22 protein-coding genes are annotated in these 22,617 nt (G+C 69.8%); 12 read left to right on the top strand and 10 right to left on the bottom strand.

Annotation, left to right across the window (positions count from 1 at the left end; all coding sequences use genetic code 11):
- Positions 1 to 10: 10 nt before the first annotated feature.
- The 3 genes from ACIBTM_RS38960 to ACIBTM_RS38950 are packed head-to-tail and all read right to left on the bottom strand — an operon-like array spanning position 11 to position 2,717.
- Positions 11 to 673, bottom strand: coding sequence for a TetR/AcrR family transcriptional regulator (locus tag ACIBTM_RS38960; protein WP_395882147.1), 663 nt, complete (start codon positions 671 to 673; stop codon positions 11 to 13).
- Entirely contained in the window at positions 670 to 1,149 is a 480-nt protein-coding gene (locus tag ACIBTM_RS38955; protein ID WP_395882146.1) for a hypothetical protein, read from the bottom strand. Before ACIBTM_RS38955 ends, ACIBTM_RS38960 begins: the two co-directional genes overlap by 4 nt.
- 44 nt (positions 1,150 to 1,193) lie before the next feature.
- Positions 1,194 to 2,717 (bottom strand): dynamin family protein, encoded by a 1,524-nt coding sequence (locus tag ACIBTM_RS38950; protein ID WP_395882185.1) that lies wholly within the window; start codon positions 2,715 to 2,717, stop codon positions 1,194 to 1,196.
- A 209-nt stretch (positions 2,718 to 2,926) separates the two neighbouring features.
- Here ACIBTM_RS38950 and ACIBTM_RS38945 point away from each other — a divergent pair, with 209 nt between their 5' ends.
- The 3 genes from ACIBTM_RS38945 to ACIBTM_RS38935 all read left to right on the top strand — a co-directional run bounded on the left by ACIBTM_RS38945 (position 2,927) and on the right by ACIBTM_RS38935 (position 5,436).
- Entirely contained in the window at positions 2,927 to 4,120 is a 1,194-nt protein-coding gene (locus ACIBTM_RS38945; protein ID WP_395882184.1) for a sensor histidine kinase, read from the top strand.
- Entirely contained in the window at positions 4,117 to 4,773 is a 657-nt protein-coding gene (locus ACIBTM_RS38940) for a response regulator transcription factor (RefSeq protein WP_005167029.1), read from the top strand. Before ACIBTM_RS38945 ends, ACIBTM_RS38940 begins: the two co-directional genes overlap by 4 nt.
- A gap of 249 nt (positions 4,774 to 5,022) precedes the next feature.
- Positions 5,023 to 5,436, top strand: coding sequence for a VOC family protein (locus ACIBTM_RS38935; RefSeq protein WP_395882145.1), 414 nt, complete (start codon positions 5,023 to 5,025; stop codon positions 5,434 to 5,436).
- Positions 5,437 to 5,454: 18 nt separating this feature from the next.
- On the opposite strand, the gene ACIBTM_RS38930 is transcribed toward ACIBTM_RS38935, so the two are convergent.
- Both ACIBTM_RS38930 and ACIBTM_RS38925 read right to left on the bottom strand, forming a co-directional pair.
- Complete coding sequence (locus ACIBTM_RS38930; protein ID WP_395882144.1) at positions 5,455 to 6,366, bottom strand: SDR family NAD(P)-dependent oxidoreductase; 912 nt, start codon at positions 6,364 to 6,366, stop codon at positions 5,455 to 5,457.
- On the bottom strand, positions 6,367 to 6,945 hold the full coding sequence (locus tag ACIBTM_RS38925; protein ID WP_395882143.1) for a TetR/AcrR family transcriptional regulator: 579 nt from the start codon (positions 6,943 to 6,945) through the stop codon (positions 6,367 to 6,369).
- A 190-nt stretch (positions 6,946 to 7,135) separates the two neighbouring features.
- Here ACIBTM_RS38925 and ACIBTM_RS38920 point away from each other — a divergent pair, with 190 nt between their 5' ends.
- The 6 genes from ACIBTM_RS38920 (at position 7,136) to trmB (ending at position 12,093) form a co-directional block, all read left to right on the top strand.
- Complete coding sequence (locus ACIBTM_RS38920; RefSeq protein WP_395882142.1) at positions 7,136 to 8,074, top strand: ABC transporter ATP-binding protein; 939 nt, start codon at positions 7,136 to 7,138, stop codon at positions 8,072 to 8,074.
- A gap of 30 nt (positions 8,075 to 8,104) precedes the next feature.
- On the top strand, positions 8,105 to 8,833 hold the full coding sequence (locus tag ACIBTM_RS38915) for an ABC transporter permease (RefSeq protein WP_395882141.1): 729 nt from the start codon (positions 8,105 to 8,107) through the stop codon (positions 8,831 to 8,833).
- Positions 8,834 to 8,983: 150 nt separating this feature from the next.
- Entirely contained in the window at positions 8,984 to 9,904 is a 921-nt protein-coding gene (locus tag ACIBTM_RS38910; RefSeq protein ID WP_395882140.1) for an ABC transporter ATP-binding protein, read from the top strand.
- Positions 9,901 to 10,653: a hypothetical protein gene (locus ACIBTM_RS38905; protein ID WP_395882139.1), complete on the top strand. Its 753-nt coding sequence runs from the start codon at positions 9,901 to 9,903 to the stop codon at positions 10,651 to 10,653. Before ACIBTM_RS38910 ends, ACIBTM_RS38905 begins: the two co-directional genes overlap by 4 nt.
- A gap of 169 nt (positions 10,654 to 10,822) precedes the next feature.
- On the top strand, positions 10,823 to 11,365 hold the full coding sequence (locus ACIBTM_RS38900; protein ID WP_395882138.1) for a hypothetical protein: 543 nt from the start codon (positions 10,823 to 10,825) through the stop codon (positions 11,363 to 11,365).
- A 44-nt stretch (positions 11,366 to 11,409) separates the two neighbouring features.
- A complete protein-coding gene (trmB, locus tag ACIBTM_RS38895) occupies positions 11,410 to 12,093 on the top strand; it encodes a tRNA (guanosine(46)-N7)-methyltransferase TrmB (protein ID WP_395882183.1) in 684 nt (227 codons plus the stop codon).
- 217 nt (positions 12,094 to 12,310) lie between these two features.
- Here trmB and ACIBTM_RS38890 read toward each other — a convergent pair whose 3' ends face one another.
- Together ACIBTM_RS38890 and ACIBTM_RS38885 are read right to left on the bottom strand one after the other, a co-directional pair.
- Positions 12,311 to 14,560 carry an FtsX-like permease family protein gene (locus tag ACIBTM_RS38890; protein ID WP_395882137.1) on the bottom strand — a complete coding sequence of 750 codons (2,250 nt, stop codon included), beginning with the start codon at positions 14,558 to 14,560 and terminating at the stop codon, positions 12,311 to 12,313.
- Complete coding sequence (locus tag ACIBTM_RS38885) at positions 14,560 to 15,255, bottom strand: ABC transporter ATP-binding protein (RefSeq protein WP_395882136.1); 696 nt, start codon at positions 15,253 to 15,255, stop codon at positions 14,560 to 14,562. The genes ACIBTM_RS38890 and ACIBTM_RS38885 overlap by 1 nt, the downstream gene beginning before the upstream one ends.
- A 181-nt stretch (positions 15,256 to 15,436) precedes the next feature.
- Here ACIBTM_RS38885 and ACIBTM_RS38880 point away from each other — a divergent pair, with 181 nt between their 5' ends.
- From ACIBTM_RS38880 to ACIBTM_RS38870, 3 genes are read left to right on the top strand one after another with little or no spacing between them, the layout of a single operon-like run.
- Positions 15,437 to 17,212 carry a sensor histidine kinase gene (locus tag ACIBTM_RS38880; RefSeq protein ID WP_395882135.1) on the top strand — a complete coding sequence of 592 codons (1,776 nt, stop codon included), beginning with the start codon at positions 15,437 to 15,439 and terminating at the stop codon, positions 17,210 to 17,212.
- Positions 17,209 to 17,859 (top strand): response regulator transcription factor, encoded by a 651-nt coding sequence (locus tag ACIBTM_RS38875; protein ID WP_007032342.1) that lies wholly within the window; start codon positions 17,209 to 17,211, stop codon positions 17,857 to 17,859. Before ACIBTM_RS38880 ends, ACIBTM_RS38875 begins: the two co-directional genes overlap by 4 nt.
- 15 nt (positions 17,860 to 17,874) lie before the next feature.
- Entirely contained in the window at positions 17,875 to 19,182 is a 1,308-nt protein-coding gene (locus ACIBTM_RS38870; protein WP_395882134.1) for an amidohydrolase family protein, read from the top strand.
- Between the two features lie 243 nt (positions 19,183 to 19,425).
- On the opposite strand, the gene ACIBTM_RS38865 is transcribed toward ACIBTM_RS38870, so the two are convergent.
- The 3 genes from ACIBTM_RS38865 to ACIBTM_RS38855 form a co-directional block, all read right to left on the bottom strand.
- Positions 19,426 to 20,112 carry an SDR family oxidoreductase gene (locus ACIBTM_RS38865; protein ID WP_395882133.1) on the bottom strand — a complete coding sequence of 229 codons (687 nt, stop codon included), beginning with the start codon at positions 20,110 to 20,112 and terminating at the stop codon, positions 19,426 to 19,428.
- A gap of 95 nt (positions 20,113 to 20,207) precedes the next feature.
- On the bottom strand, positions 20,208 to 21,935 hold the full coding sequence (locus ACIBTM_RS38860; RefSeq protein WP_395882132.1) for a hypothetical protein: 1,728 nt from the start codon (positions 21,933 to 21,935) through the stop codon (positions 20,208 to 20,210).
- A gap of 53 nt (positions 21,936 to 21,988) precedes the next feature.
- Positions 21,989 to 22,606, bottom strand: a complete 618-nt coding sequence (locus ACIBTM_RS38855) for a class I SAM-dependent DNA methyltransferase (RefSeq protein WP_395882131.1) — start codon at positions 22,604 to 22,606, stop codon at positions 21,989 to 21,991.
- Positions 22,607 to 22,617 lie beyond the last annotated feature (11 nt).

The raw sequence follows: 22,617 nt of genomic DNA, 5'->3' as shown, positions 1-22,617 counted from the left end.
TGTCCCGGGCCTACCGATCAGCCCGGGGAGATTTCACCAGTGTCGGATACCCGCCCGCCCGCCGGGGCGGAATCGCCGGAACGGGACGAAGGAATCTGGCGATCAGCTCCTTCATCACCGCGAGTTCCGCCGCCGGATCGAGGTCCGGCTCCAGAATCACGCGGGAAAGTGGCGCGTCGACCAAGGCGACGAGCCAGCTGGCCACCGTTCCCGGGGCCAGACCGGGATCGATCCGGCCCGCGTCCATCGCCCGCGTCACGAGACCGGTGAGCCCGTCGCGCAGGGCGCGGTCGTTGCCCTGGACGAGCCCGGCCAGATCGGCGTCACGGGAGCACTGCGCGGCGACCTCGAGGACGAGTTGGGCCGCGACCGGATGCAGAAGCTGTTCGGACACATGGAGGACGACGTGGAGGATCGCCTCCCACGGGTCCTCGATCTCCCCGGCGGCCGCGAGCAGGGCCGCGGTCTCGTCGGCGTCCTGCTCGAAGATGCCGGCGAACACCGCGCGCTTGTTCGGGAAGTAGTGGAACAGGCTGCCGGTGCTGATCCCCGCCGCGCGGCAGATCTCCGCCGTCGTGGTCTTCTCGAAGCCCTTCATCGCGAAACAACCGGCGGCGGCGTCGAGGATGGCCCGGCGTTTGGCCTCGTGTTTGACCGGGTCGACCGTCCTCATTTCACCGCCGGCGGCTCGTCATGCCACGGGTAGCCGTATTCGAGGAAGGCCTTGGCGACGGCTTCGCGGTCGACGTCGCCCTTCTGGCGTACCAGCTCCCGGCCGTCGGCGGCGAGCAGGACGAGCTCCTTGCCGTCGAGGAAGACGGCCTCCAGCTCGGCTTCGTACGCACGGCTGCGGCCCTTGGTGGTGAGCGTGACGCGGGTCGGCGTCACCTTGACGATCAGCCGCTCGTGCGCCCAGACCGCGGCGAACAGCAGGCCGAGGACCAGGCCGGCGCCGATTCCGGTGACCGTGCCCCAGGGCTGGGGGATCTCCGAAACGAGCTGGAACGGGCCTTTGAACGGGATCCAGCTCAGGGACGCCACCCAGCCCGAGATCGACTGGAGGAACCAGCCGAGGGCCGCCCCCGCCAGCGGGCAGCCGATCCAGGAGGCCGTGCGCAGCCACTGGGGCTCGTCGACGATCGTTTCCATGCGCTCATTATTAGACCGAGCGCTCGGTTTATCAAACCGGGAGGTCACTCGCGGATCTGCTGCCAGATGAGGAAGTAGGCCCGGTGCACGACGTGCGCGACGCGGCTTTGGGCGGGCGTCGCACCGAAGGACGCGAAGGAGCGCCACCAGCCGGCGCGTTCCAGTGCGTGGGCGGCGAGATCGGCGCGGGGAGCCCCCGGCTTGCCGAGCTGGGCGCCGATGTCGGCGTTGCTGCCGACCCGCAGGACCTCCTCGGACAGGTCCTCCGGCATGTCGACCGCGCCGGACGCGACCAGCGTGAGCGCTTCGAGCAGGCGCAGCTGATGCGCCTCGGGCTTGGCGAGCAGGACCTCGATCGCGTCGTGGACGCGCTGCCGCTCGGCCGGGTCACCGGACGCGTGGGCCAGCGCGGTGACCGAAGCCAGCGCGGCGGCGGCCTTGATGCCGTCGGCGCGGGCCGCGAAGACGATGCTCAGCCGCTGGCGGACGGCTTCGAGCCCGGAGGCGTCGAGCAGCTTCCGCCGCAGCGAGCCCGCGGTGATCTCGGGTTCCTTGCGGATCGCCTCGACGGCGTACCGGACGCCGAACAGGTCCAGTTTCTCCAGCAGCCGCAGCCGGGTGCCCGCCGCGACGTCGCATTCCCAGCTGGTGAAGATATCCGCCGAGATCAGCATGGTCTCGAGGATGTCGTCGTCCATCTCGGCCAGCTGGCGCAGCGCCTCGGCGTCGGGGGAGGTGAACCCGCCGGATTCGGCCGACTCCGCGATCAGCCCGATCACCGGCAGCACGTCCGCGACACGGGGCTTGAGCGTCGAGGCCTGCTTCTCCGACAGCAGCGTCGCGGCCTTCCACACGTCGCCACCCGAGCCTTCGACCGACTCCGGCGCGATGGTGTCCGCCTTGTTGAGCACCGCGATCGCGTTGACCGGGCCCGCTTCGCGGCTCGCGGTCGCGGCGGTGAACGCGGCCAGCGCCTGCTGGTCGTCGGCGCGCACGCCCTGCGTGACCACGTAGAGCACGGCCTCGGCGCCCGCGACGGCGTTGCGCGAGGTGTCGTCCAGCTCGTCGGAGCCTTCTTCGTCCTCGGCCTCGTCGTCGGGCTTGCGGTGCTTCGCCGCGCCCAGCAGCTCCTCGGTCCGCGACACCGAAGCGGCGTCGAGCGAGCCGAGGCCGGGGGTGTCGATGACGGTCATGCCCTGCAGGACCGCGTTGGTGAGGTACGCCTCGATATGCGAGACCTGGTCGATGTCGATGCCCAGCTCGGCCGGGATCATCCCGTCGGCGGAGAAGGGCAGCACCTGTTTGCGGCCGTCGTTGAAGACGATCTCGACGCGGTCGACCGTGCCGTACTGGAATCGGGTCACCAGGCGGGTGCACTCGCCGACGTCGGTCGGCGCGACCCGGCGCCCGATCAGCGCGTTGACCAGGGTGGACTTCCCCGATTTGATCCGGCCGGCGACGGCGACCTGCAGCGGGCCGCCCAGCCTGCGCAGCACTTCGGCGAAGCCGGCCGCGGTCCGCGCGGACACCTGGGGCTGGAGACGATGGCAGAGATTCGCCACCGACATCGACAGCGGACCGGCGAGACGGCCCTGCTCCGTCGCTGAGGTCACGGCGCCCACCCCTCCCAGTCGTCGAGCACGCCGAGTGGAATCGTGCCATGCCGCTCATCCTCGGGTCGCACCGAAGGTGGTACCGGCGACCGACGCGCGAACGGCACCGGCCGACATAGTGTTACCAGGTGCGACGGTTGAGCCTCTGGATGCGTGCCCACCCCATGGCGGGGGACAGTCTCATCGCCGTCGTCCTGCTGCTGACCGACCTGCTGATCTACGTGGCGGCGACCGAAACGCCGGAAGTCCCGATGCCGCCGTGGTACGTGGCGGTGCCGCTGGACCTGGTGATGGTCGCCCCGCTGGTCTTCCGGCGGAAGGCGACGCTGTGGTCGGCGTATCTGGTGCTGCTGATCGGCATCCCGCACGGCGCACTGGAGCTGGGCGCCGCCAGCGCGTTCGGGGTGATGATCAGCATCTACTCGGTGCTGGTCTACGTCGGGCGCAAACAGGGGCTGCTGTATCTGGTGGCGACGCTGGTCACCTCGGGGCTCCAGCTGTGGGCCGACCCGCCGGAGGACGTGTGGGTCCTGGCGATCATCGGCGTCTTCTCCAGCGCACTGTGCTGGACGCTCGGCGAGTTCGCCGGCGCGAGGCGCGCCTATCACGAGGAGGTGGAAGCCAGGTTGCATCTGCTTGAGACGGAACGGGACCAGGCCACCAGGATCGCCGTCGGCGAGGAACGCGGACGCATCGCCCGTGAGCTGCACGACGTCGTCGCGCACGCGGTGAGTGTGATGGTCGTGCAGGCCGACGGCGCGTCCTACGCGGTCGACGGGAATCCCGAGATGGCGAAACGGGCCTTGCAGACGATTTCGGAGACCGGCCGCGGCGCGCTCGCCGAACTGCGGCGGCTGCTGGACGTGCTCCGCAGCGACGGCGACGACGAGCCGCGGGTGCCGCAGCCGGACGCCAGCGCGCTGACCGACCTCGCGGACCGGATCCGCCAGGCCGGAGTGCCGGTGACACTGGCGATCGGGTCGGACGCGCTGACCGGGCTGCCCGCCGGTGTCTCGCTCGGCGTGTACCGGATCGTGCAGGAGTCGCTGACGAACACGCTGAAACACGCCGGTCAGGGCGCGCAGGCGGAGGTGCTGGTGCGCCGCGAGGCGGACGTGATCGACGTCAAGGTCACCGACGACGGCGCGGGCCGCGCGAAACAGCTGGTGCCCGCGGCCGCGAAGACGGCGCCGCACGCCGCGCCGTCCGGGCCGCGCAAGCTCACCGTCCCCGGTGGGAACGGATTGATCGGAATGAAGGAACGGGCGAACGTCTTCGGCGGCACGCTGGAGGTCGGGCCCGCTCCCGGTGGAGGGTGGCAGGTGCACGCGAGGCTCCCGGTTAGGTTGGCGACGTGATACGGGTGGTGGTCGTCGACGACCAGGAATTGATGCGCGTCGGGTTCCGGATGGTCCTGGGCGCGCAGGCCGACATCGATGTCGTCGGCGAGGCGGGCGACGGCGCGCAGGCCATCCGCCTCGCCGAGGAACTGCGGCCGGACGTCGTGCTGATGGACGTCCGGATGCCGGTGCTGGACGGGGTCGAGGCGACGAAGCGGATCGTCGAGGCCGGGACGGCGCGCGTGCTCGTGATGACGACGTTCGACCTGGACGAGTACGTCTATTCGGCGTTGCAGGGCGGGGCCAGCGGATTCCTGTTGAAGGACACCCAGCCGGATCACCTGGTGTCGGCGCTGCGGGCGGTCGCTTCGGGCGACGCCGTGGTCTCGCCGTCGGTGACCAGACGGCTGCTCGACCGGTTCGTCGGCGGCGGCGGGAAGCCGATGCGCGACGCGGCCGAGCTGGACGTCCTCACCGAACGGGAGCGGGAGGTGCTCGTGCTGATCGCGAAGGGCCTCTCGAATCTGGAGATCGCCGAGACCCTGTTCCTGTCCGAGGCGACGGTGAAGACGCACGTCGGGCGGATCCTGTCGAAGCTGGATCTGCGCGACCGGGTGCAGGCCGTGGTGCTCGCCTACGAGACCGGGCTGGCGCGTCCAGGGGTCACCTGAGATCCCGCCGGAAACCGGATCACGTGTGCTTGGAGGCGGAACTCGCGTGCTTGGAGCCGAAACTCGCGTGATTCTCGCCGGAACACACGGTGCGGAGCCGGCTCGGGCGTGTTCCGCCTCCAATCACGCGTGATCGGCCCTCAATCACGTGAGTTCGGCCTTCAAGCACGCGAGTTCGGAAAAGTGGTCATTCGGTGAGCACTTTGCGATGGATCCTTGTTCTCAGAGCCACTACCTGAGGAGAAGGAAATGCTGCGAGGTCTCACCACCACCACGTTCTACGCCGACGACCTGACCGCCGCGATCGAGTGGTACTCGGACCTCTTCGGGATCGAGCCGTACTTCGTCCGCAACGGTCCCGACGGCGCGCCCGCGTACGCCGAGTTCCGGATCGGTGACTACCAGCACGAGTTCGGCCTGGTCCGCGGGGACTTCCGGCCGCCGCTGGCTCAGCCCGGCCCCGGCGGGGCCATCGCGAACTGGGCCGTCGACAACGTCGAGGACGCCTTCGCGAAGCTGCTGGAGAAGGGCGCGAAAGAGTACGAGCCGATCATCGAACGCGGGCCGGGTTTCGTGACCGCGGCCGTCGTCGACCCGTTCGGCAACGTCCTCGGCGTGATGTTCAACCAGCACTACCTGGACGTGCTGGCCGGGAAGAAGTAGCTCCCGGCCAGCACGGCCTCAGCGGTACAGCGAGTGATCCGCGGTCGCCTCGTCCTTGCCCGCGTCCCGGACTTCGGCCATCCACTTGCCGAAGTCGGGACGTGAGCCGTCGACGTCGGTCAGGCCGTATTCGTTCATCAACGTCCACGACGCCAGTGTCTTGCCGGCGAACCGCGAGACCTCCGGGTCGGTCGCCAGCTTCGCGACGCCACGCCCGAGCAACGCCGGGGTCTCCGAGATGGCGAAGTCGACCGGCGCGGTCTTGCCCACCGCGTCACGCCACGTCTCCTCGGTGACCCCGAAGTGGTCCAACATCGACTCCGAGCGCAGGAAGCCCGGTGTGACGGTCATGCCGACGCAGCCGTACTTCTTCAGCTCGGCGCCGAGCGCCCTGCCGATCGCGCGGATCCCGGATTTCGCGAGGAAGTACGGGATCCCCGCGCCCACGTACTCGTCGTGGTCGCCGTCGGTGACCTCGATGACGAGACCGCCTTCCTGCCGCACGACCAGCGGGAGCAGCCGGTGCAACGCGATCAGGTGCGTGTCGAGCGCGTTGTGCACCAGCGTGAGCGCGTCGTCGAGACTGGAGTCCCAATACGCCCGCTCGAAATCCGCGAACGGGTCACCGCCCCAGACGTCGTCGACCAGGAGATCGATCCGGCCGTCCACTTCGGACTCGATCCGCGCCCGCAGTGCGTCCACATCGGACACCTTGGTGAAATCGGTCCGGACCGGGATCGCCCAGCCGCCCGCCGCGTCGACGAGTTCAGCGGTGTCTTCGATCGTCTCCGAACGCTTCATCGGCGACTGGTGGTCTCGCGTCGTGCGGCCGGTGACGAACACCGTCCAGCCGAGCCTGCCCAGCTCCACCGCGATCGCCCGGCCACATCCTCGCGTCGCCCCCGTGACGACGGCCACTTTCCGGTCCATTCAGGACACTCCTTTCCACGCGGTCAGTACCGCGTCCACGTCTTGCCCCACCCGTTCGGTGAACCGGCCCTTCGGCCGGATCGACCAGTCCAGCGCGGCCCCGTTCGCCACCCCCAGCAGCACTCGCGCCGCTCGGACGACACCCGGCGCACCCGGCAGCACTCGCGCCGCCACCCGCGTCAGCCGCCGCAATTCCGCTTCCACGGCGGTGAAATGCTCACCGAGCAGGGCACGCAGCTCCGGATCGCCGATGTCCACCCCCAGCTGCCCGAGATGGTTCGCCGCGGTCTCCGCGTCACCGAGGCCCTCGTAGACCACGACGACCGCCGCCCGCAGCGCCTCCACCGGATCGGCCAGTTCGCCGCATTCCCGCATCCGTCCCACGACGGACCGCGTGTTCGACCGGCTCAACGCCAGCAGAAGACCGTTCTTCGAACCGAACCGCTGGGCGACGGTGCCGACCGCGACGCCGGCCTCCGCCGCCACCTGGGCCAGCGTGAAACCCGGCCCGACCATGCCGATCACGGTTCCCGCCGCGGTCAGCAGTCGTTCGTCCGTGATGCTTCGGGGCCTCGCCATACGATTATTGAACCACGGTTCATTAACCCTGGCGAATCAGGGTCACTCTCAGGGGTATCACCGATCGCGTACGCCGCCGGAAGACGGCAAGCTACATCTCAGGTCGGGTATCAGGTTGGCACCTCAGGATGACGCGCTCGGCCACCCACATGAACGACGATTGTTCTCGCAGTCGCCGAGGGGAGCAGACATGATCGAGGCAGCGGGCCTCACCAAGCGCTACGGCAAGACACTGGCGGTGAACGACCTGTCCTTCTCCGTCGCGGCCGGTGAGGTCACCGGGTTCCTCGGGCCCAACGGGGCGGGCAAGTCCACGACCATGCGGATGATCCTCGGCCTGGACAACCCGACCGCAGGCCAGGTGCGCATCGGGGGCAAGCTCTACCGCGAGCTGAAGGAACCGCTGCGGACCGTCGGCGCACTGCTGGACGCGAAGTGGGTGCACCCCAACCGGTCGGCGCGGGCGCATCTGCGGTGGATGGCGAAGTCCAACAAGATCGCGGAGAGCCGGGTCGACGAGGTCCTCGAGATCGTCGGGCTCACCAGCGTGGCGGGAAAGCGCGCCGGCGGATTCTCCCTCGGCATGTCGCAGCGGTTGGGGATCGCGGCGGCACTGCTGGGCGACCCGGAGGTGCTTCTCTTCGACGAGCCCGTCAACGGCCTCGACCCCGAAGGCATCCTCTGGATCCGGAAGTTCATGCACCGGCTGGCCGACGAAGGCCGCACGGTATTCGTTTCCTCGCACCTGCTTTCGGAGATGGCGCTGACCGCGAGCCACCTGGTCGTGATCGGCAAGGGACGGCTGATCTCCCAGTCCTCCACCGAGGACTTCGTGGCGCGGGCCGCCGAGAACACGGTCAAGGTCCGGTCGCCGCAACTGCCCGCGCTGCGCTCCGCGCTGACGCAGGCGAGCGCTCAGGTCACCGACGCCGACCGAGCGATCGTGGTGTCCGGTTTGGACAGTGAAAAGATCGGCGAGATCGCCGCGGCGAACCAGATCGTGCTGCACGAGCTCAGCCCGCAGACCGGCTCCCTGGAGCAGGCCTTCATGCAGATCACCGGCGATTCCGTCGAGTACCACACCGGTCTCGAAGCGGAAGCCGCCGAAGTGGTCACCGCCGCCCAGTAGCCGCCGCCACCTTCCGAGGAAAGAAAAGCCATGACTCTGCTCGCCGTGGAACGCATCAAGCTGTTCACCACCCGCTCACCCTGGTGGTGCGCGCTGGCCGCACTCGCCGTCGTGATCGGCTTCGCCGCCATCATCTCCGGTGCCGCGCCCGCCGGGGAACTCACCGACGTCAGCCTGACCCAGTTCGGTTACGGCTTCGGCATGGCCGTGATCATGGTGCTCGCCGCGCTTTCGGTGACCACCGAATATCGCTTCAGCACCATCCGGACCACCTTCCAGGCCGTGCCGAATCGCACCGCGGCGTTGCTGGCCAAGACCGGTGTGGTCGCGACCCTGTCGCTCGTGATCGGCGAGGTCGCCGCGTTCGGCGCCTGGGGCCTCGCTTCGGCCATGCGGCCGGAAGATCTCATGCTGAACACCACCGCGGAGTGGATCAGTGTCGCCGGGGTCGGCGTGGTGTTCGCCCTCGCCTCGGTGGTCGCGATCGCCGTCGGCATCCTGATCCGGCACAGCGCCGGCGCCATCTCGCTCGTGCTGATCTACGCCCTCGCGGTGGAGAACCTGATCCAGCTCATCCCGAAGATCGGCAAGGACATCTACGACTGGATGCCGTTCCACGTCGCCGACCGGTTCCTCACCGGGGGCCCCGCCGCGGCGGACGCTCCGTTGAGCCAAGCCGGCTCGCTGGCCTACTTCGCCGGGTTCGCGCTGGTGCTGCTGGTCATCTCGCTGGTCGTCGCGAACAAGCGCGACGCGTAAGGACTTCCACAGGGGAGAAGGCCGGACGTCTCGCTCGGGGGAGCGAGACGTCCGGACGGGGAGAAAAAGGGGAACAAGGACCGGGCCGCCTATCGGGGGGCAGCCCGGTCCTTTCCCGCGTACTGTCGGAATCCACCGGAGGGAGGGCTGATGATCGAGGCCACCGGACTCACGAAACGCTACGGCGACAAGCTCGCCGTCGACGACCTTTCCTTCACCGCCGAAGCGGGGCGGGTCACCGGATTCCTCGGCCCCAACGGGGCGGGGAAGTCCACCACCATGCGGATGATGCTCGGGCTCGACAACCCCACGTCGGGCACGGTGACGATCGACGGCAAGGCCTACCGCGAGCTGCATGATCCACTTCGGACGGTCGGCGGCATGATCGACGCCACCTGGCGGCATCCCGGCCGTACCGCGCGCGACCACCTCAGGTGGATCGCCGCGACCAACGGGCTGCCGGACAAGCGCGTCGACGAGGTGCTGCGGCTCGTCGGGCTCGACTCGGTCGCCCGCAAACGGGCCGGGCAGTTCTCGCTCGGGATGGCGCAGCGGCTTGGGATCGCCACGGCCCTGCTGGGCGACCCGCGGGTGCTGCTGTTCGACGAGCCGGTGAACGGGCTCGACCCCGAGGGCATCGTCTGGATCAGGAAGCTGATGCACGCGCTCGCCGCCGAGGGGCGCACCGTGTTCGTGTCCAGCCATCTGCTGCCGGAGATGGCGCAGACCGCGCAGGACCTCGTCGTGATCGGGCGCGGGAAGCTGATCTACCAGGGCACGATGGAGGACTTCATCGGCCGCGCGAAGGGCCTCGGCGTGCGGGTCCGCAGCCCGCATCTGCCCGCACTGCGGACGGCGCTGACCGAGAAGGGCGCCGAGTTCCGCGAGGAGGACGGCGCGCTCGTCGTGTCCGAAATGGACAGCGACGACATCGGCGAACTCGCGTTCGCCGCGGGCGCGACCCTCCACGAGCTGAAGCCGCTCACCGGCTCGCTCGAACAGGCGTACATGCAACTCACCGCCGAGGCCGTCGAGTACGGCACCGGCCAGGTCCCGGAGGTCGTCGGATGACCGCGGCGAACATGCTCCGCGCGGAGCGGATCAAACTGCTGAGCACCCGCATGCCCTGGTGGTGCGCGGGGATCGCGGTCGTGATCGCGCTCGCCTACACCGCGCTCTTCTTCGGTTTCGTGCCGCTCGAGGGCCAGACAGGCGTCAACTCGACGCAGGTCGCCAGCGCGCTCGGCCGCACCGTCGTGCTGGTCCTCGCGATCCTCGCGGCGGCGACGGAGTTCAACTGGGGCACGATGAAGCTCACCTTCCAGGCGGTGCCCGCGCGCGTGCCCGCCCTGCTGGCGAAGGGCGCCGTCGTCGGGGTGTTCTCGGGGCTGATCGGGCTAGTGGTGGGCTTCGGCTCGTGGGCCGTCGCGTACTTGATCAAACCGGCCGCCGACCTGGGCCTGGCTTCGGGCGCCGACTGGCGCGCGGTGGCGGGCCAGGGCCTGACCTTCTTCCTGACCGGGCTGCTCGGCGTCGGCCTCGGGCTGTTGTTCCGCAGCCCCGCGTTCGCGCTCGGGTTCGCGCTGGCCTGGACGCAGCTGCTCGAGGGACTCGTCATGCTGATCCCGAAAGTGGGCGACGACATCTACCAGTGGATGCCGTTCTTCGCGGCGAATCAGTTTTCCGGGCCGGATCTGACGGTTTCGATGCTGAAACTCGAACCACCGTTGGGGCCGTGGGGCTATTTGGCTTATTTCGGCGGCATCTGCGTGATTGTTTATGCGGCCGGGCTGATGATCACCCATCGAAGGGATGCGTGAGCTTTTACCGCGGCCAAAGGAGTTAAGTCCACGTTAAGAGGCTGTGGCTTCTCTCACAGGGAGCGGACATACTGTTCCTGACCGGGCGATGCTCGGGACGAGCCTATTTTTCGGCTCTCGGCCCCGGAGGTGATCCTTGACGGTGGATTCCGGTCAGGGAGTGGAACGCATGATCCCGCAAGCTCGCACGGAAAGTATGCAGCCCCGGCTCGAGCCCATGCTCGACCTCGAATGGTCACAGGCGATCGAACTACCCCGCACGGTGGGGTCCGCGACCCGGCCGTCGGATATCCGCCGCGCCTGGGTGCATCGCGCTCCCGAAGATCTCGTCGTCGCGTTGTACCGCGCGTCGAGCGGAATGCACGGCGAAATTCCCGCGCCTTGGTGGCTTCGCGCCGTCGTGGAAGGGCGGCTCGAATCGCGGGAGCTCGGTTTCCGCATCGAAGATCGCATCGCCGGCCTGCTCGGCAGGCGGCCCGGCTGGGAATTCGTGCCGTGGGCCGCCGACGGCGAATCCGGCTACTGGGAGTTCATGCCTTCCGAACGCGGCGCGTCCGGGCATTCGATCCCGACCACGGTGCTGAACACCAGCCGCCACGACGGCTGGATCGACGTCCTCCCCGCCCATTCCAGTACGACGCCCGCCCCGATCGCGGTCGGCGGATTCGCGGGACTGCGCTCGCGGCTGGGGGAGTTCGAAGCCGTCAGGTAACCCCCGCGTTTAATGGGCTGGTGGAAAACGAGGACCAGCCACGGATGCGCAGCGTGGTCAGCTATGTCAAACGCGGCGGCCGGATGACCGTCGGGCAGCAGCGAGCCTGGAACGAACTCTGGCCGTCGCTCGGCCGCACCGTCGGCGAACTGCCCGAAGGACCGGTGGACTTCGACGACTGGTTCGGCAGGCAGGCCCCGGTCATGGTGGAGATCGGTTCGGGCATGGGCGAGACCACGTCCCAGCTCGCCGCCGCCGCGCCGGAACTCAACTACGTCGCGGTCGAGGTCTACGACCCGGGGCTCGGCCAGCTGATGTTGCGCGCCGAGAAGCTCGGGGTGAAGAACCTGCGGCTGATGCACGGCGACGCCGTCGTGCTGCTGACCTCGCATGTGGAGCCGGGCTCGCTGTCCGGCGTCCGGTTGTTCTTCCCGGACCCGTGGCCGAAGAAGCGGCACCACAAGCGGCGGATCGTGCAGCCCGGGTTCGTCTCGCTGGTGGCGTCGCGGCTCGCGCCGGGCGGGACCTTCCACCTGGCGACCGACTGGGAGAACTACGCCGAGCAGATGATGGAGGTCTGCTCGGCCGAGCCGCTCCTGCGCAACCGCCACGCCGGCGAGCCCGGGGGCTGGGCGCCGCGTCCGGAGTGGCGGCCGATCACGAAGTTCGAGAACCGCGCCGACGTCGAGGGCCGGATCTCGCACGACCTGATCTTCGAGCGGGTCTGAGCGAACAGAAAGGGCCGGTCAGGACGTCCCCACGTCCCTGACCGGCCCTTTCTTCACACCCCCGCACCTTGGAACGCCCCCTGCGCGTCCCCGGTGCCCGTTCGTCCCTCCCCCGACAGAGAGACGACCGGGCACCCGGTCTCGTGGGTGTGATCACCGACTCCACCCACGAGACCTGCCCGCCCAGGCGTCATGACGCCATTCGGGCGAACCTTTTCTATTCGTCGGCCAAGGGCTCCGACTGCACCCGCTTGAGCGCCGGGGTCGAGACGGATGCCCCGAGCAACGCCACCCCGATTCCCAGCACCACGGGCGCCAGCAGCCACGGGCTCAGCACGACCGCGTCCTTCTCGACCAGGCTGTAGAGCCCCATGGCGACTCCGATCCCGACCACACCCGCGCCGATGGTGGCCACCATCGCGGGCAGGGCCGCTTCCATCCGCAACGCCCTCGCCAGCACCCGGACCGGTGTCCCGGCCGCGATGAGTGCCCCGAAGGTGCGGCGGCGGTCCATCACCGAACCCGCGGTCGCCACGGCCGCGCTGCAGCCGGCGAGCACCCCGGCGGCGATCAGGCCGATCACGGTGACCCGGCGCAGGTCGCCGAGTTCCTGCTGCTGACCGATCAGGTGCAGGCCACGGCTGCCGACCTCCTGGCCGGGGGCCGCGCCGACCAGCGCGGTCCGCACGACCTCGGCGTTCTCCGTAGTGGTCGGCACGATCACGTCGAAGCGCTCCGGCGTGACACCCGCGGGCACCAGGGCCGGGTCGATGACGATCGTGCTGGACGTGTCCTCGTCACCCTGCGGGAAGAGGTGCACGGGAGCCTTCGGGTCCAGCGGCGTACCGGCCTTGTCGTATTCCGACGTCACGCGGTACTCCGCCGGGTTGATCCCGTACCTGCTGTAGATCGCTGGACCCGGCTGGCAGGAGCCACCGATGTTCACCCGCAGGAGTTTCGTGGCGTCCTCGCAGGTCATCACGAAGGCCCGGTTCAAGCTCTGGGAGCGGGTCCCCGTCTCGCCGGTGGCCAGGTAGACCTGCCCGACCGAGACGGCCTTCTCGGTGATCCCGTAGCGGGTGAGGGAGGCGTTGGTCCGGTCGGCGACCTGCTGGGCCTGGGTCGCGTCGGACTGGGCGTAGAGGACGTTGTCCTTGAAGGTCCGGCCGCCGCCCGCCATCGACTCGAACGAGGGCAGCAGGGTGAGCGCCATCGAGCCGGTGAAGACGGCGAGCACGACACCCGCGGTGGCGCGGTAGGCGCTCTTCGGGTCGTCGCGGAGCCTGCGTCCCGCCAGCAGCGACGCCGGTTTGCGCCAGATCCGGACGAACGTGCCGCCGACCGCCGAGGTGACCCACGGTCCGATGATGGCGGCCGACCCGACCAGCAGGAACAGCCCGAGCATCACCATCGGCAGGCTGGCGTTGTCCTGGGTGACCGCGAAGAGGAAGAACGCACCGGCCACCGGGACCGCGAGCAGACGCCACCAGTGCAGCGGCTTGCGAGCGTGTGCCGAGGCAGCGAACAGCGGCGTCTTCAGCACGCGGCGGATGCCGAGGACCCCGGCGAAGACGACCAGCAGCGGGATCGCGATGGCGACCGCGATGGTCGTGCCGGGCGCGAGGCTGAAGTCCGACGCGAGCCAGGTACCACCGGCCCACGGAACGAACGTCGAGAGCCCTTGCAGCGCGGGCGCCACGAGGATCCCGAGTAGCGCGCCGACGGTCGCGGACAACGCCGTCTCGGCGGCGACGATCTTCGTCACCTGGCCTGGGGTCGCCCCCGCCAGCCGCAGCGCGGCCATGCGCAGCTCGCGCCGGGCGGCGGTGAGCCTGGCCGAAGACGCGACGAGCACCAGGCTCGGCACGAGCAGGACGATCACGCCGACCCAGGCGAGCAGTTCGAGCATCGGGTCGGGCTTCGCCTGTTTGTTGGGGAAGCCGTCCGCGGCGAGCGCCGTCTGCGGCATCGTCTCCGGGGTGTGGCCGACGACGGCGACCAGCTGCTCCGGGTACATCAGGGATTCGGGTCCGAGCGCGTCGACGAGTTTGCCGAACCGGTCGCCGAGCTGCGCCTTCGGCGCGGACTGGATCAGTTTCCCGAGTTCGGGGGAAACGATCGACTCGCCGGGACCGGGCAGCCTCGGGATGCCGGGCGGCAGGCTGAGCATCGGTGAGGTACCGGTCAGGGCGATGTCGACGCGGGTGATCTCGCGGTCTCCCGAGTAGTCCTTGTTCGACGCCATCAGCAGCGGCGCCGGACGTTGGCTCTCCCCGGATTGGGAGTAGTAGCTGCCGATGTCCTGCCAGATCGCCCGCTGCGAACGGGCCTGCGTGGCACCGGGAAGAGAGGCGAGCAGGAGCACCAGACTGGTCGCGACGGCGACCCCGACCGCGGTGAGGATGGCCGACGTGCGGGTCCGGCGGTCGACCCGGAGCACCCGCATGGCCAGCTGGAAGCTGTTCATTACGCGGCCAGCCTCGTCGCGATCAGGCCGTCCCGGATGGAGACGGTGCGCGGCATGGCTTCGGCGAGCTCACGGTCGTGGGTCACCACGATCACCGCGGCGCCGCTGTCGGCGGCCGCGGCGAGCAGCGCGTCCATGGTGGCGCGGCCGGTACGGGTGTCGAGCGCGCCGGTCGGCTCGTCGGCGAAGATCACCTTCGGCCGGTGCGTCAGCGCGCGGGCGATCGCGACGCGTTGCGCCTCACCGCCGGAAAGCTCTCCGGGGCGGCGCTTCTCCTTGCCCGCGAGGCCGAGCTTCGCCAGCCATTCGCGGCCGGCTTCGATGGATTCCTTGCGCCCCTTGCCACCCAGCAGCGACGGCAGCGCGACGTTCTCCTCGGCGCTCAGTTCGGCGACGAGCATCCCGGACTGGAACACGAAACCGAACTCGGTGCGCCGCAGTTCGCTGCGCTTGCGCTCGTTGAGCTGGTCGACGCGCTGGCCCGCCAGGAAGATCTGCCCGGAGTCGGCGCGGAGGATCCCGGCGAGTACGTGCAGCAAGGAGGTCTTGCCCGAGCCGGAGGGCCCGACGATGGCGACCGCGTCACCCGCCTGGATGTCGATGTCGATCCCGGCCAGCGCGTGCTGTGTGCCGTACCGCTTCACCAGCCCGCGGCCCGATAGCACCGGCTGCCCTGTCCACTGTGGATCCGCCACCGTGATTCTCCCTAGTCAGTCACTTGGTGTTCTGCTTCGGGGAAGAGCTTCGCTGTGAACCACCTGTGTCCACTTCGGGCAGACGGCCAGTGCTGATCACGCGCGCATCGGCCGATCGGCCGACCCGGCTCGGGCCGGTCGGCCAAGGTGCGGACGGCGGCCGATCCTCTACCGTCACGGTGTGACAGCAGGTCCGGCCCAGAACAAGTTCACCGCGCGGGTGAGTGCGCTCGCGCGACGTATCGGCATGCCCGCCGTCGTCCTGCTGGCCGCGCTCGCGTTCGACCTGGTCTTCGTGACCGACGCGGCTTTCGACGACACGGGCCCCCGCGGCATCGATCTCCTGCTGTTCCCCGGCATCTTCGCGATGGTGTTCTGCGCGCTCTGGGCGCAGAAGCGGGCCGCGGTCGCCGCCGTCGCGGCCTCGGTCGTGCTGGTGGCGTACACCCTGGTCGTCCGGTACTTCGACATCCCGACCTATTCGAGCGTGCTCGCGCATCTGTCCATCACCGAGGTGGTGGCGGGGGTCGAGGTCCTGTTCTACGCCGCGCGCCGGACGCGGCCGGGTGTCGCCTTCGCCGTGATCTCCGGCCTGGTGCTGGCCACGTTGACCGCGGTGTCCGGCCGGTACTACTCCGGCAGCGAGTCGAACGGCACGATGGCGCAGGCGATGCTGTTCGGCAGCCTCCTGCTGGGCGGCACGCTGGTCTTCGCGATCCCCGGACGCGACCGGACGGCGCATCCGAAACGCTACGAGAAGCTGCAGAAGCTCAACAAGCTGGTGATGGGCCAATGGCCGCTCATCGGCCTGCTGGGTGTCGCGCTGATCCTGGAGTTCGGCTTCACCTACGAGAGCGGGGCGCACGGCTTCCCGATCCTGGTCTGCTCGATCGTCGCGGCGTTCATCGCGGTCGCCGCGCCGCGCCGGCCCGCCGACGCGATGGTCGCGCTCACCGCGGTCATGCTGCTTTCCGCGCTGGTGACGCCGTTCCTCCGGCTCCGCTACGACTACCCGACGCCGGGCGGTGTGCCGGGCACGCAGGTCGTCGCGGGGATGGGGCTGGTCGTCACCCTGGTCCGGTCGGTCGGCCTGAGCAAGGCCGTGTCCCGGATCGCCGGGCTGTCCACGGTGGTCGCCGTGGCCTGCGTCCTCAACACCAAACGGCCGGCGCCCAGGCTGATGACCGACCCGGACGACCTCGCCGGCCTCGCCGTCGCGGCGCTGCTGCTGCTCGGCATCTCGGTGGCGGTCGGCCTGGCGTTGCGTTCGCGGGATTCGGAGCGCACGCAGGTCATCCAGTCGGCGATCAGCGACGCGCAGACGTCGGAACGGATGGCGCTGGCACGGGAACTGCACGACGTCGTCGCCCACCACGTCACCGGGATCGTCGTGCAGGCACAGGCGGCGAAGATGATGGGTGAGAAGAACCCGCAGGTCGCGGTCGAGGCGATGGGCCGGATCGAGGACGCCGGGGTGGAGGCGCTGGCGGCGATGCGGCGGCTCGTGCGGAGCATGCGCGGCGACGCCCCGGCCGGGAGCAGCGAGTTCAGCGAACAGGCCACCACCGATCTCGCCGCCGACCTGCGGACGCTGATCGAACGGTCGAACCACGGCGTGAAGACGTCGATGAAGCTCGAACTGCCGTCGAACGTGCCGCACGAGGTCGGGCGGTCGGCGTTGCGGCTGGTGCAGGAGTCGCTGACGAACGTCGGCAAGCACGCGTCCGGTGCGACGGAGGCGCTGGTCGTCGCGGAGGTGACCGGGAACGAACTGCACCTCCAGGTGACCGATGACGGACGCGAGCCCCAGCGGCGTCCGGCGGGTGGGTCGGGCGGCTACGGTCTGATCGGCATGCGCGAACGGGTCGCCCTGCTGCACGGCCGGCTCTCCGCCGGGCGGGCGCCGGGCGGCGGATGGCGCGTCGAAGCGTGGCTACCACTTGAAGGAGAAGAGTGATCCGGGTATTGATCGCCGACGACCAGGACATGGTGCGGATCGGCTTCCGGATGATCCTGGACGCGCAGGACGACATCGAGGTGGTCGCCGACGTGGCGGACGGCGTCTCGGCGGTCGCGAAGGCGCGCGAACTGCGGCCGGACGTCTGCCTGCTGGACATCCGCATGCCGGGGATCGACGGGCTCGAGGTCACCAAGCAGCTGGCGGGCCCGGACGTCACCGATCCGCTGAAGGTGGTGGTGGTCACGACGTTCGACCTCGACGAGTACGTGCACACCGCGCTGCGGAACGGTGCGAGCGGGTTCCTGCTGAAGGACGCCGGGCCGGCACTGCTGATCGAAGCCGTGCGCGCGGCCGCGCGCGGGGACGCGCTGGTCTCGCCGCAGATCACCGTCCGGCTGCTGAAGCATTTCGACGGCGGGGCGGTGAAACGCGACGTCAGCCCGCCTTCGGAACCGCTGACCGCGCGGGAGCTGGACGTCGTCAAGGCGGCCGCGAAGGGGCTGACGAACACCGAGATCGGGGCCGAGCTGTTCCTGTCGCTGTCCACGGTGAAGACGCATCTGGCGTCAGTGCAGGGGAAGGTCGGTGCGCGGAACCGGGTGGAGATCGCGGCGTGGGCGTGGCGGAGCGGAGTGGTGGACTAACCGTAAGCTCGGGTCATGCAACGCCGTTTCCACGCTCCCGTCGTTCTCCCCGCCGACCCCGCCTGCTCGTTGCTGCGTGACGCCGTGGTCGACGTGGACGAGGCGGGGCGTATCACCCATGTCGGTCCCGCGTCCGAGGCGCCCGAAACGTCCGCTCCCGTGACCCGGTTGAGCGGCATCCTCCTGCCCGGTCTGGTCAACGCGCACGCGCACAGCCCGATGACGCTGCTGCGCGGGATGGGCGGCGACCTGCCGCTGCTGCCGTGGCTGACCGAGATCATCTGGCCCACCGAAGCGAAGCTGAAGCCCGCCGACATCCGCACCGGCATGCTGCTGGGCTCGGTCGAGATGCTGCGGCACGGCGTCACGACGAGCGCGGAGATGTACTTCGAAGGCGAGCAGCTCGCCGACGCGGTGCTCACCACCGGTGGCCGCGTGGTGCTCGGCCCGCCGATCATGGAACTGCCCGGGATGGACTGGCGCGCGATGCTGAAGGGCATCGAACGCTGGATCGACACCGACGGCCTGCGGTTCGGGCCGGGCGAGCGGATCGAGGTCGGCTACGGGCCGCACTCGGCGTACATGCTGAACGAGGAGGCGCTGCGGGCGACCGCGGAATCGGCGGCCGAGCGTGGCGCGCTGGTGCAGATCCACGTGGCCGAGGCGGCGCTCGAAGACGTCAAGCAGCGTGAAGAGCACGGCTCGGTGCCCGCGCTGCTGGAGAAGGTCGGGATGCTGCGGGGCCGGACGCTGGCCGCGCACGCCATCCACCTGTCCGACGAGGACATCGCACTGTTCGCCGCGCGCGGGGTCGGGATGGCGCACTGCCCGGGCTCGAACGCGAAGCTCGCTTCGGGCATCGCGCGCGTGACGGAGCTGCGGAAGGCGGGCGTCGCCATCGGGCTCGGCACGGACGGCCCCGCCTCGAACGACGACATCGACCTGTGGGAGGAACTGCAGCTCTCGGCGATGTTCGCGCGGCTCGCGACCGGCGACTCGACCGTGCTGACCGCGGCCGACGCGTTCCTGCTCGGCACCCGCGGCGGCGCGGACGCGCTGGGCCGGACCGACATCGGCGCGCTGGAAACCGGCCGATGGGCGGACATGGTGCACGTCGACCTCGACGACCCGGCCTTCGCGGCCGGGCTCGACGTGCCGGACGTGCAACTGCTCTCGAACCTGGTGTGGGCCGCGGGCTCACGCCGCGTGCGCGACGTGTGGGTGGCGGGCGAGCAGGTCGTCGGCGACGGCGAATCCCTGCGGGTGGACCGCGCACAGGTACAGGCCGAAGTCGCCGACACCTCCGCGCGCCTTCGCTCTTGACTCACCTACCCAGCCCCCCACCCGTCCCAGGGGGCGGCCCCGAAGCCAGTCTATCGGGGGTGGGGGCTGGGGCCCGCGGAAAAGTGCTGATCAGGGGCTGGTTGTCCACAACGGGGCGAGGCTGTGGACAACCCGGAGCACGTGCGGTGGTCGCGCGCCCAATGTGGCATTGGGGACGTTGAGCGGCCCCAATGCCACATTGGGGGCAAAGCGCGGCGTCGAAGCGAGCGGAAGCGAACCGGGCTAGACCAGGCCCCGCGGCCGGAGGGTCACCTCGGTCGGGTGCGCGTCACCGGTCGCGGAGACCGCGGCGACGACGGCGGCCGCGACGGATTCGGGGCGCAGGAAGCGTTCCGGCTCGTACGCGCGGCCCTCGTCGGCGATGATCGCCTGCTGCATTTCGGTGTCCGTGCGGCCGGGGTAGATCGACGTCACCCGAAGCGTGGACTCCTCTTCCCGCAGCGAGTCGGCGAAGGCCCGGACGGCGAATTTGCTCGCGGCGTACGGGCCCCAGCCTGGACGTGCGTTCTGCCCGGCGCCCGAGTTGATCACGACGACGTGCCCCTTCGAAGTACGCAGCGCGGGCAGCAGCCGCCGGGTCAGCGTGACCACCGCGAGCACGTTGACCTCGAAGTTCGCCCGCCAGTCGGCGTCGGTCGCGGTCTCGACCGTGCCGAGCCGCGCCACGCCCGCCGAGTGCACCAGCACGTCCAGCTCGCCGAATTCGGCCGTCGCCGCTTCCAGTGCCTCGTCGTCGGTCAGGTCGATCGGCCACGGCCGTGCGCCGGGCAGCGTGCCCGCGAGCTCGCCGAGCGCGTCGGCGTCGCGACCGCCGAGCAGCAGCCGGTGGGTCGGAGCGAGTGCGCGGGCGACCGCGGCACCGATGCCGCGGGTGGCGCCGGTGACGAGAGCGAGGGGGAGATCAGCCATGTCCGCCACGCTAGTACGGCGGTCTCACGTGATCGAAAGCGTGCCTCGCGTGATTGGAGGGCGATCTCGCGTGATTGGAGGGGGAACTCGCGTGATCAGGGGGCGCACACGACGGGAGGGGTCGCCACCCGCGGGAACCGCACGGAGCCGCGTGTGAACGACCCGGCGAAGTTGTCCGCGAAGCGGGCGGCGGTGAGCGGGTCGCGTACCGAAGCGTCGATCGCGACGAGATCCGGGCAGTCGAGCGCCGCTCGTGCGGCGGCGACGTCCTCGCCGCGGGCCGGGCCGCCCTCGGCGATCGGGAGCCGGGCCGAATTCGCCAGTTCCCACACCGGCGGCAGCCATTTCTGGTGCCCTGGGCGGCCGTTGGGGAGCGACGTCGAATGCGCGGCGAACGGGTTGGCGAGGCCGTAGCCGTCGCGCAGCCGCATGTCGAGCGGGATCAGCAGGCCGAGAGCGCCCATGCTGTCCGCCGCGACCGTCACGTACGGCCGGTCCGTCGGATACGCGTACCAGCGTCTGGTCGCGTAGTCCTGGACCAGCACCGCCGGGCCGACCACGCCGTGGACGGCGTCCAGCGCCGACGGCATCAACGGGTGGTCGGCGTAGTCCTCCGCCAGGACCGGGTGTTCGTGCCCGGTCGACCGCGACCAGAACGATCGCTCATCCGTGACGCCGACGGCGCGCGGAGAAGCCGAGTACGCCGGACGAAGCGACGCGGCGGCCACGAACGCCCAGATCCCGACGATCACCAGGAACGCCACGGTCAGTCTCGTCACCGGCACGGCCAGCACGGGCAACAGCAGGCAGAACAGCGCCGGGAGCAGCATGCGGCCGTGCATGAAATCCCCGCCGACGCGGATCACGTACACCGCGAGCAGTACCGCGCCGACGAGCGGCACCGCGGTGAGCACCACGAAGGTCTTGTCCACAGTGGACGAAACCGTGACGGCCGCGACGGCGAGCACCAGCAGCGGGAGCCACAGCCAGTACGGCTGGACGAGATCGACCAGATAGGCCCAACCGCGGGCCCAATTCGCCTCCGACGCTTCCTTGACCAGTGCGGTGTTCGGTGTCAGCAGACCGTAGTAACCCATGCGGAACACCTGATACGCCAACGGGAGCGCGCACGCCACGGCCAGCAGGCCCAGCGCACGACGACGTCCCGGCCGCGCCAGCACGAGCAGTGCGGCCAAGGCGACGACGCTGAAGAGCGCGAGGTCCGGCCGCACCAGCGGCCCGAGGCCGGCGACCACCGCGACCGGCCAGGTGCGCAGATCGTCCATTGTGGACGTGTGGCGGACGAGCAGCCACCAGGTGCCGCCCAGCCACAGCGTGATCAGGCCGGTTTCCAGCCCGGACGTCGCGAAGTCGCGGAACGGCGGCAGCGCGCAGACCACCAGCGCCCCGGCGGGGGCGAGTCCGTGGAACGCCAGCGGCTGGTAGAGCCGCCGGGCGCCGTCCAGGCCGAAGAACAGCCCGGCGACCGAGAAGACCAGCCCGGTGACCACGGAGATCCACTCCAGCGGCACCCCGGGAAGCAGCCCGAGCACACTCAGCACCGCCGTCCACAAAGGACTGGTGTTCGTCTCGACGCGTTCGCCGATGTTGAACACCGGCCCGTTGCCGGCGAGGATCTGGCGGACCGTCCGGAGCACGATCAACCCGTCGTCGCTCATCCAACGACGGCGCCAGGCCAGGTCGGCGTAGACCATCAGCACCAGGCCGAACCCGAACCACGTCCAGGTCGACGGCCGCCGGAACCAGGTGCGCGAAGGCCAGTCGGGCGTGTTCTCGCCCGTGGTCGTGTTCGTCTGCGTCATGACCCCGCCCGGCTCGGTTGCGTGCGCAGGAGATCAGGTCCGCGGCCCGCGAGTCAAACCGCGCGTGCGGACAGGCAGGCCTGTGGCCATTTCCTCCCTTCCATGGTCAGCCGCGCGGTGACCTCGAAGCCCGCCTGGCCCAGCAGGTCGGCGATCCGGCCGGGATCCAGCAGGTAGGCGTCGTAGGTGACCGGGTGGCCGTACGCCGTCTCCGGGCTCAGCCGCTCGTCACCGACGTGGAATCCGACCAGCAGACGACCTCCGGGCGCGAGCGTGCGGCGGAACTCCGCGAACACCTCCGGAAGCGTCTCCGGCGGCAGATGGAAGATCGACCACCAGGCGACGAGACCGCCCAGCTCGCCGTCCGGGAAGTCGAGGGCCGTCATCGAGCCGACGGAAAACCGCTGGTCAGGGTACTGACGGCGGGCCACCTCGATCATTTTCGGCGACAAGTCGACACCCGTGACGTCGAGGCCGAGCGACGCCAGGTGGGCGGTGACGTGCCCGGGACCGCAGCCGACGTCGGCGACCGGGCCGCGCACCTGTTCGGCGAACGCGGCGAGCATCGCGCGGCTGATCGGCTCCTGGTCGAAGAGCTGTCCGACACGGGTCGCGTAGTCCTCGGCGACGGTGTCGTAGGACTCGCGGGTGGCATCGAGATGTGAGGTCACGGTGGGCGACG

It is taken from the genome of Amycolatopsis sp. NPDC049868 (assembly GCF_044461365.1).
Classification (GTDB): Bacteria; Actinomycetota; Actinomycetes; order Mycobacteriales; family Pseudonocardiaceae; genus Amycolatopsis.
The sequence above is the reverse complement of the archived record's forward strand: the minus strand, read 5'-3'. Positions and strand labels throughout refer to the sequence as shown.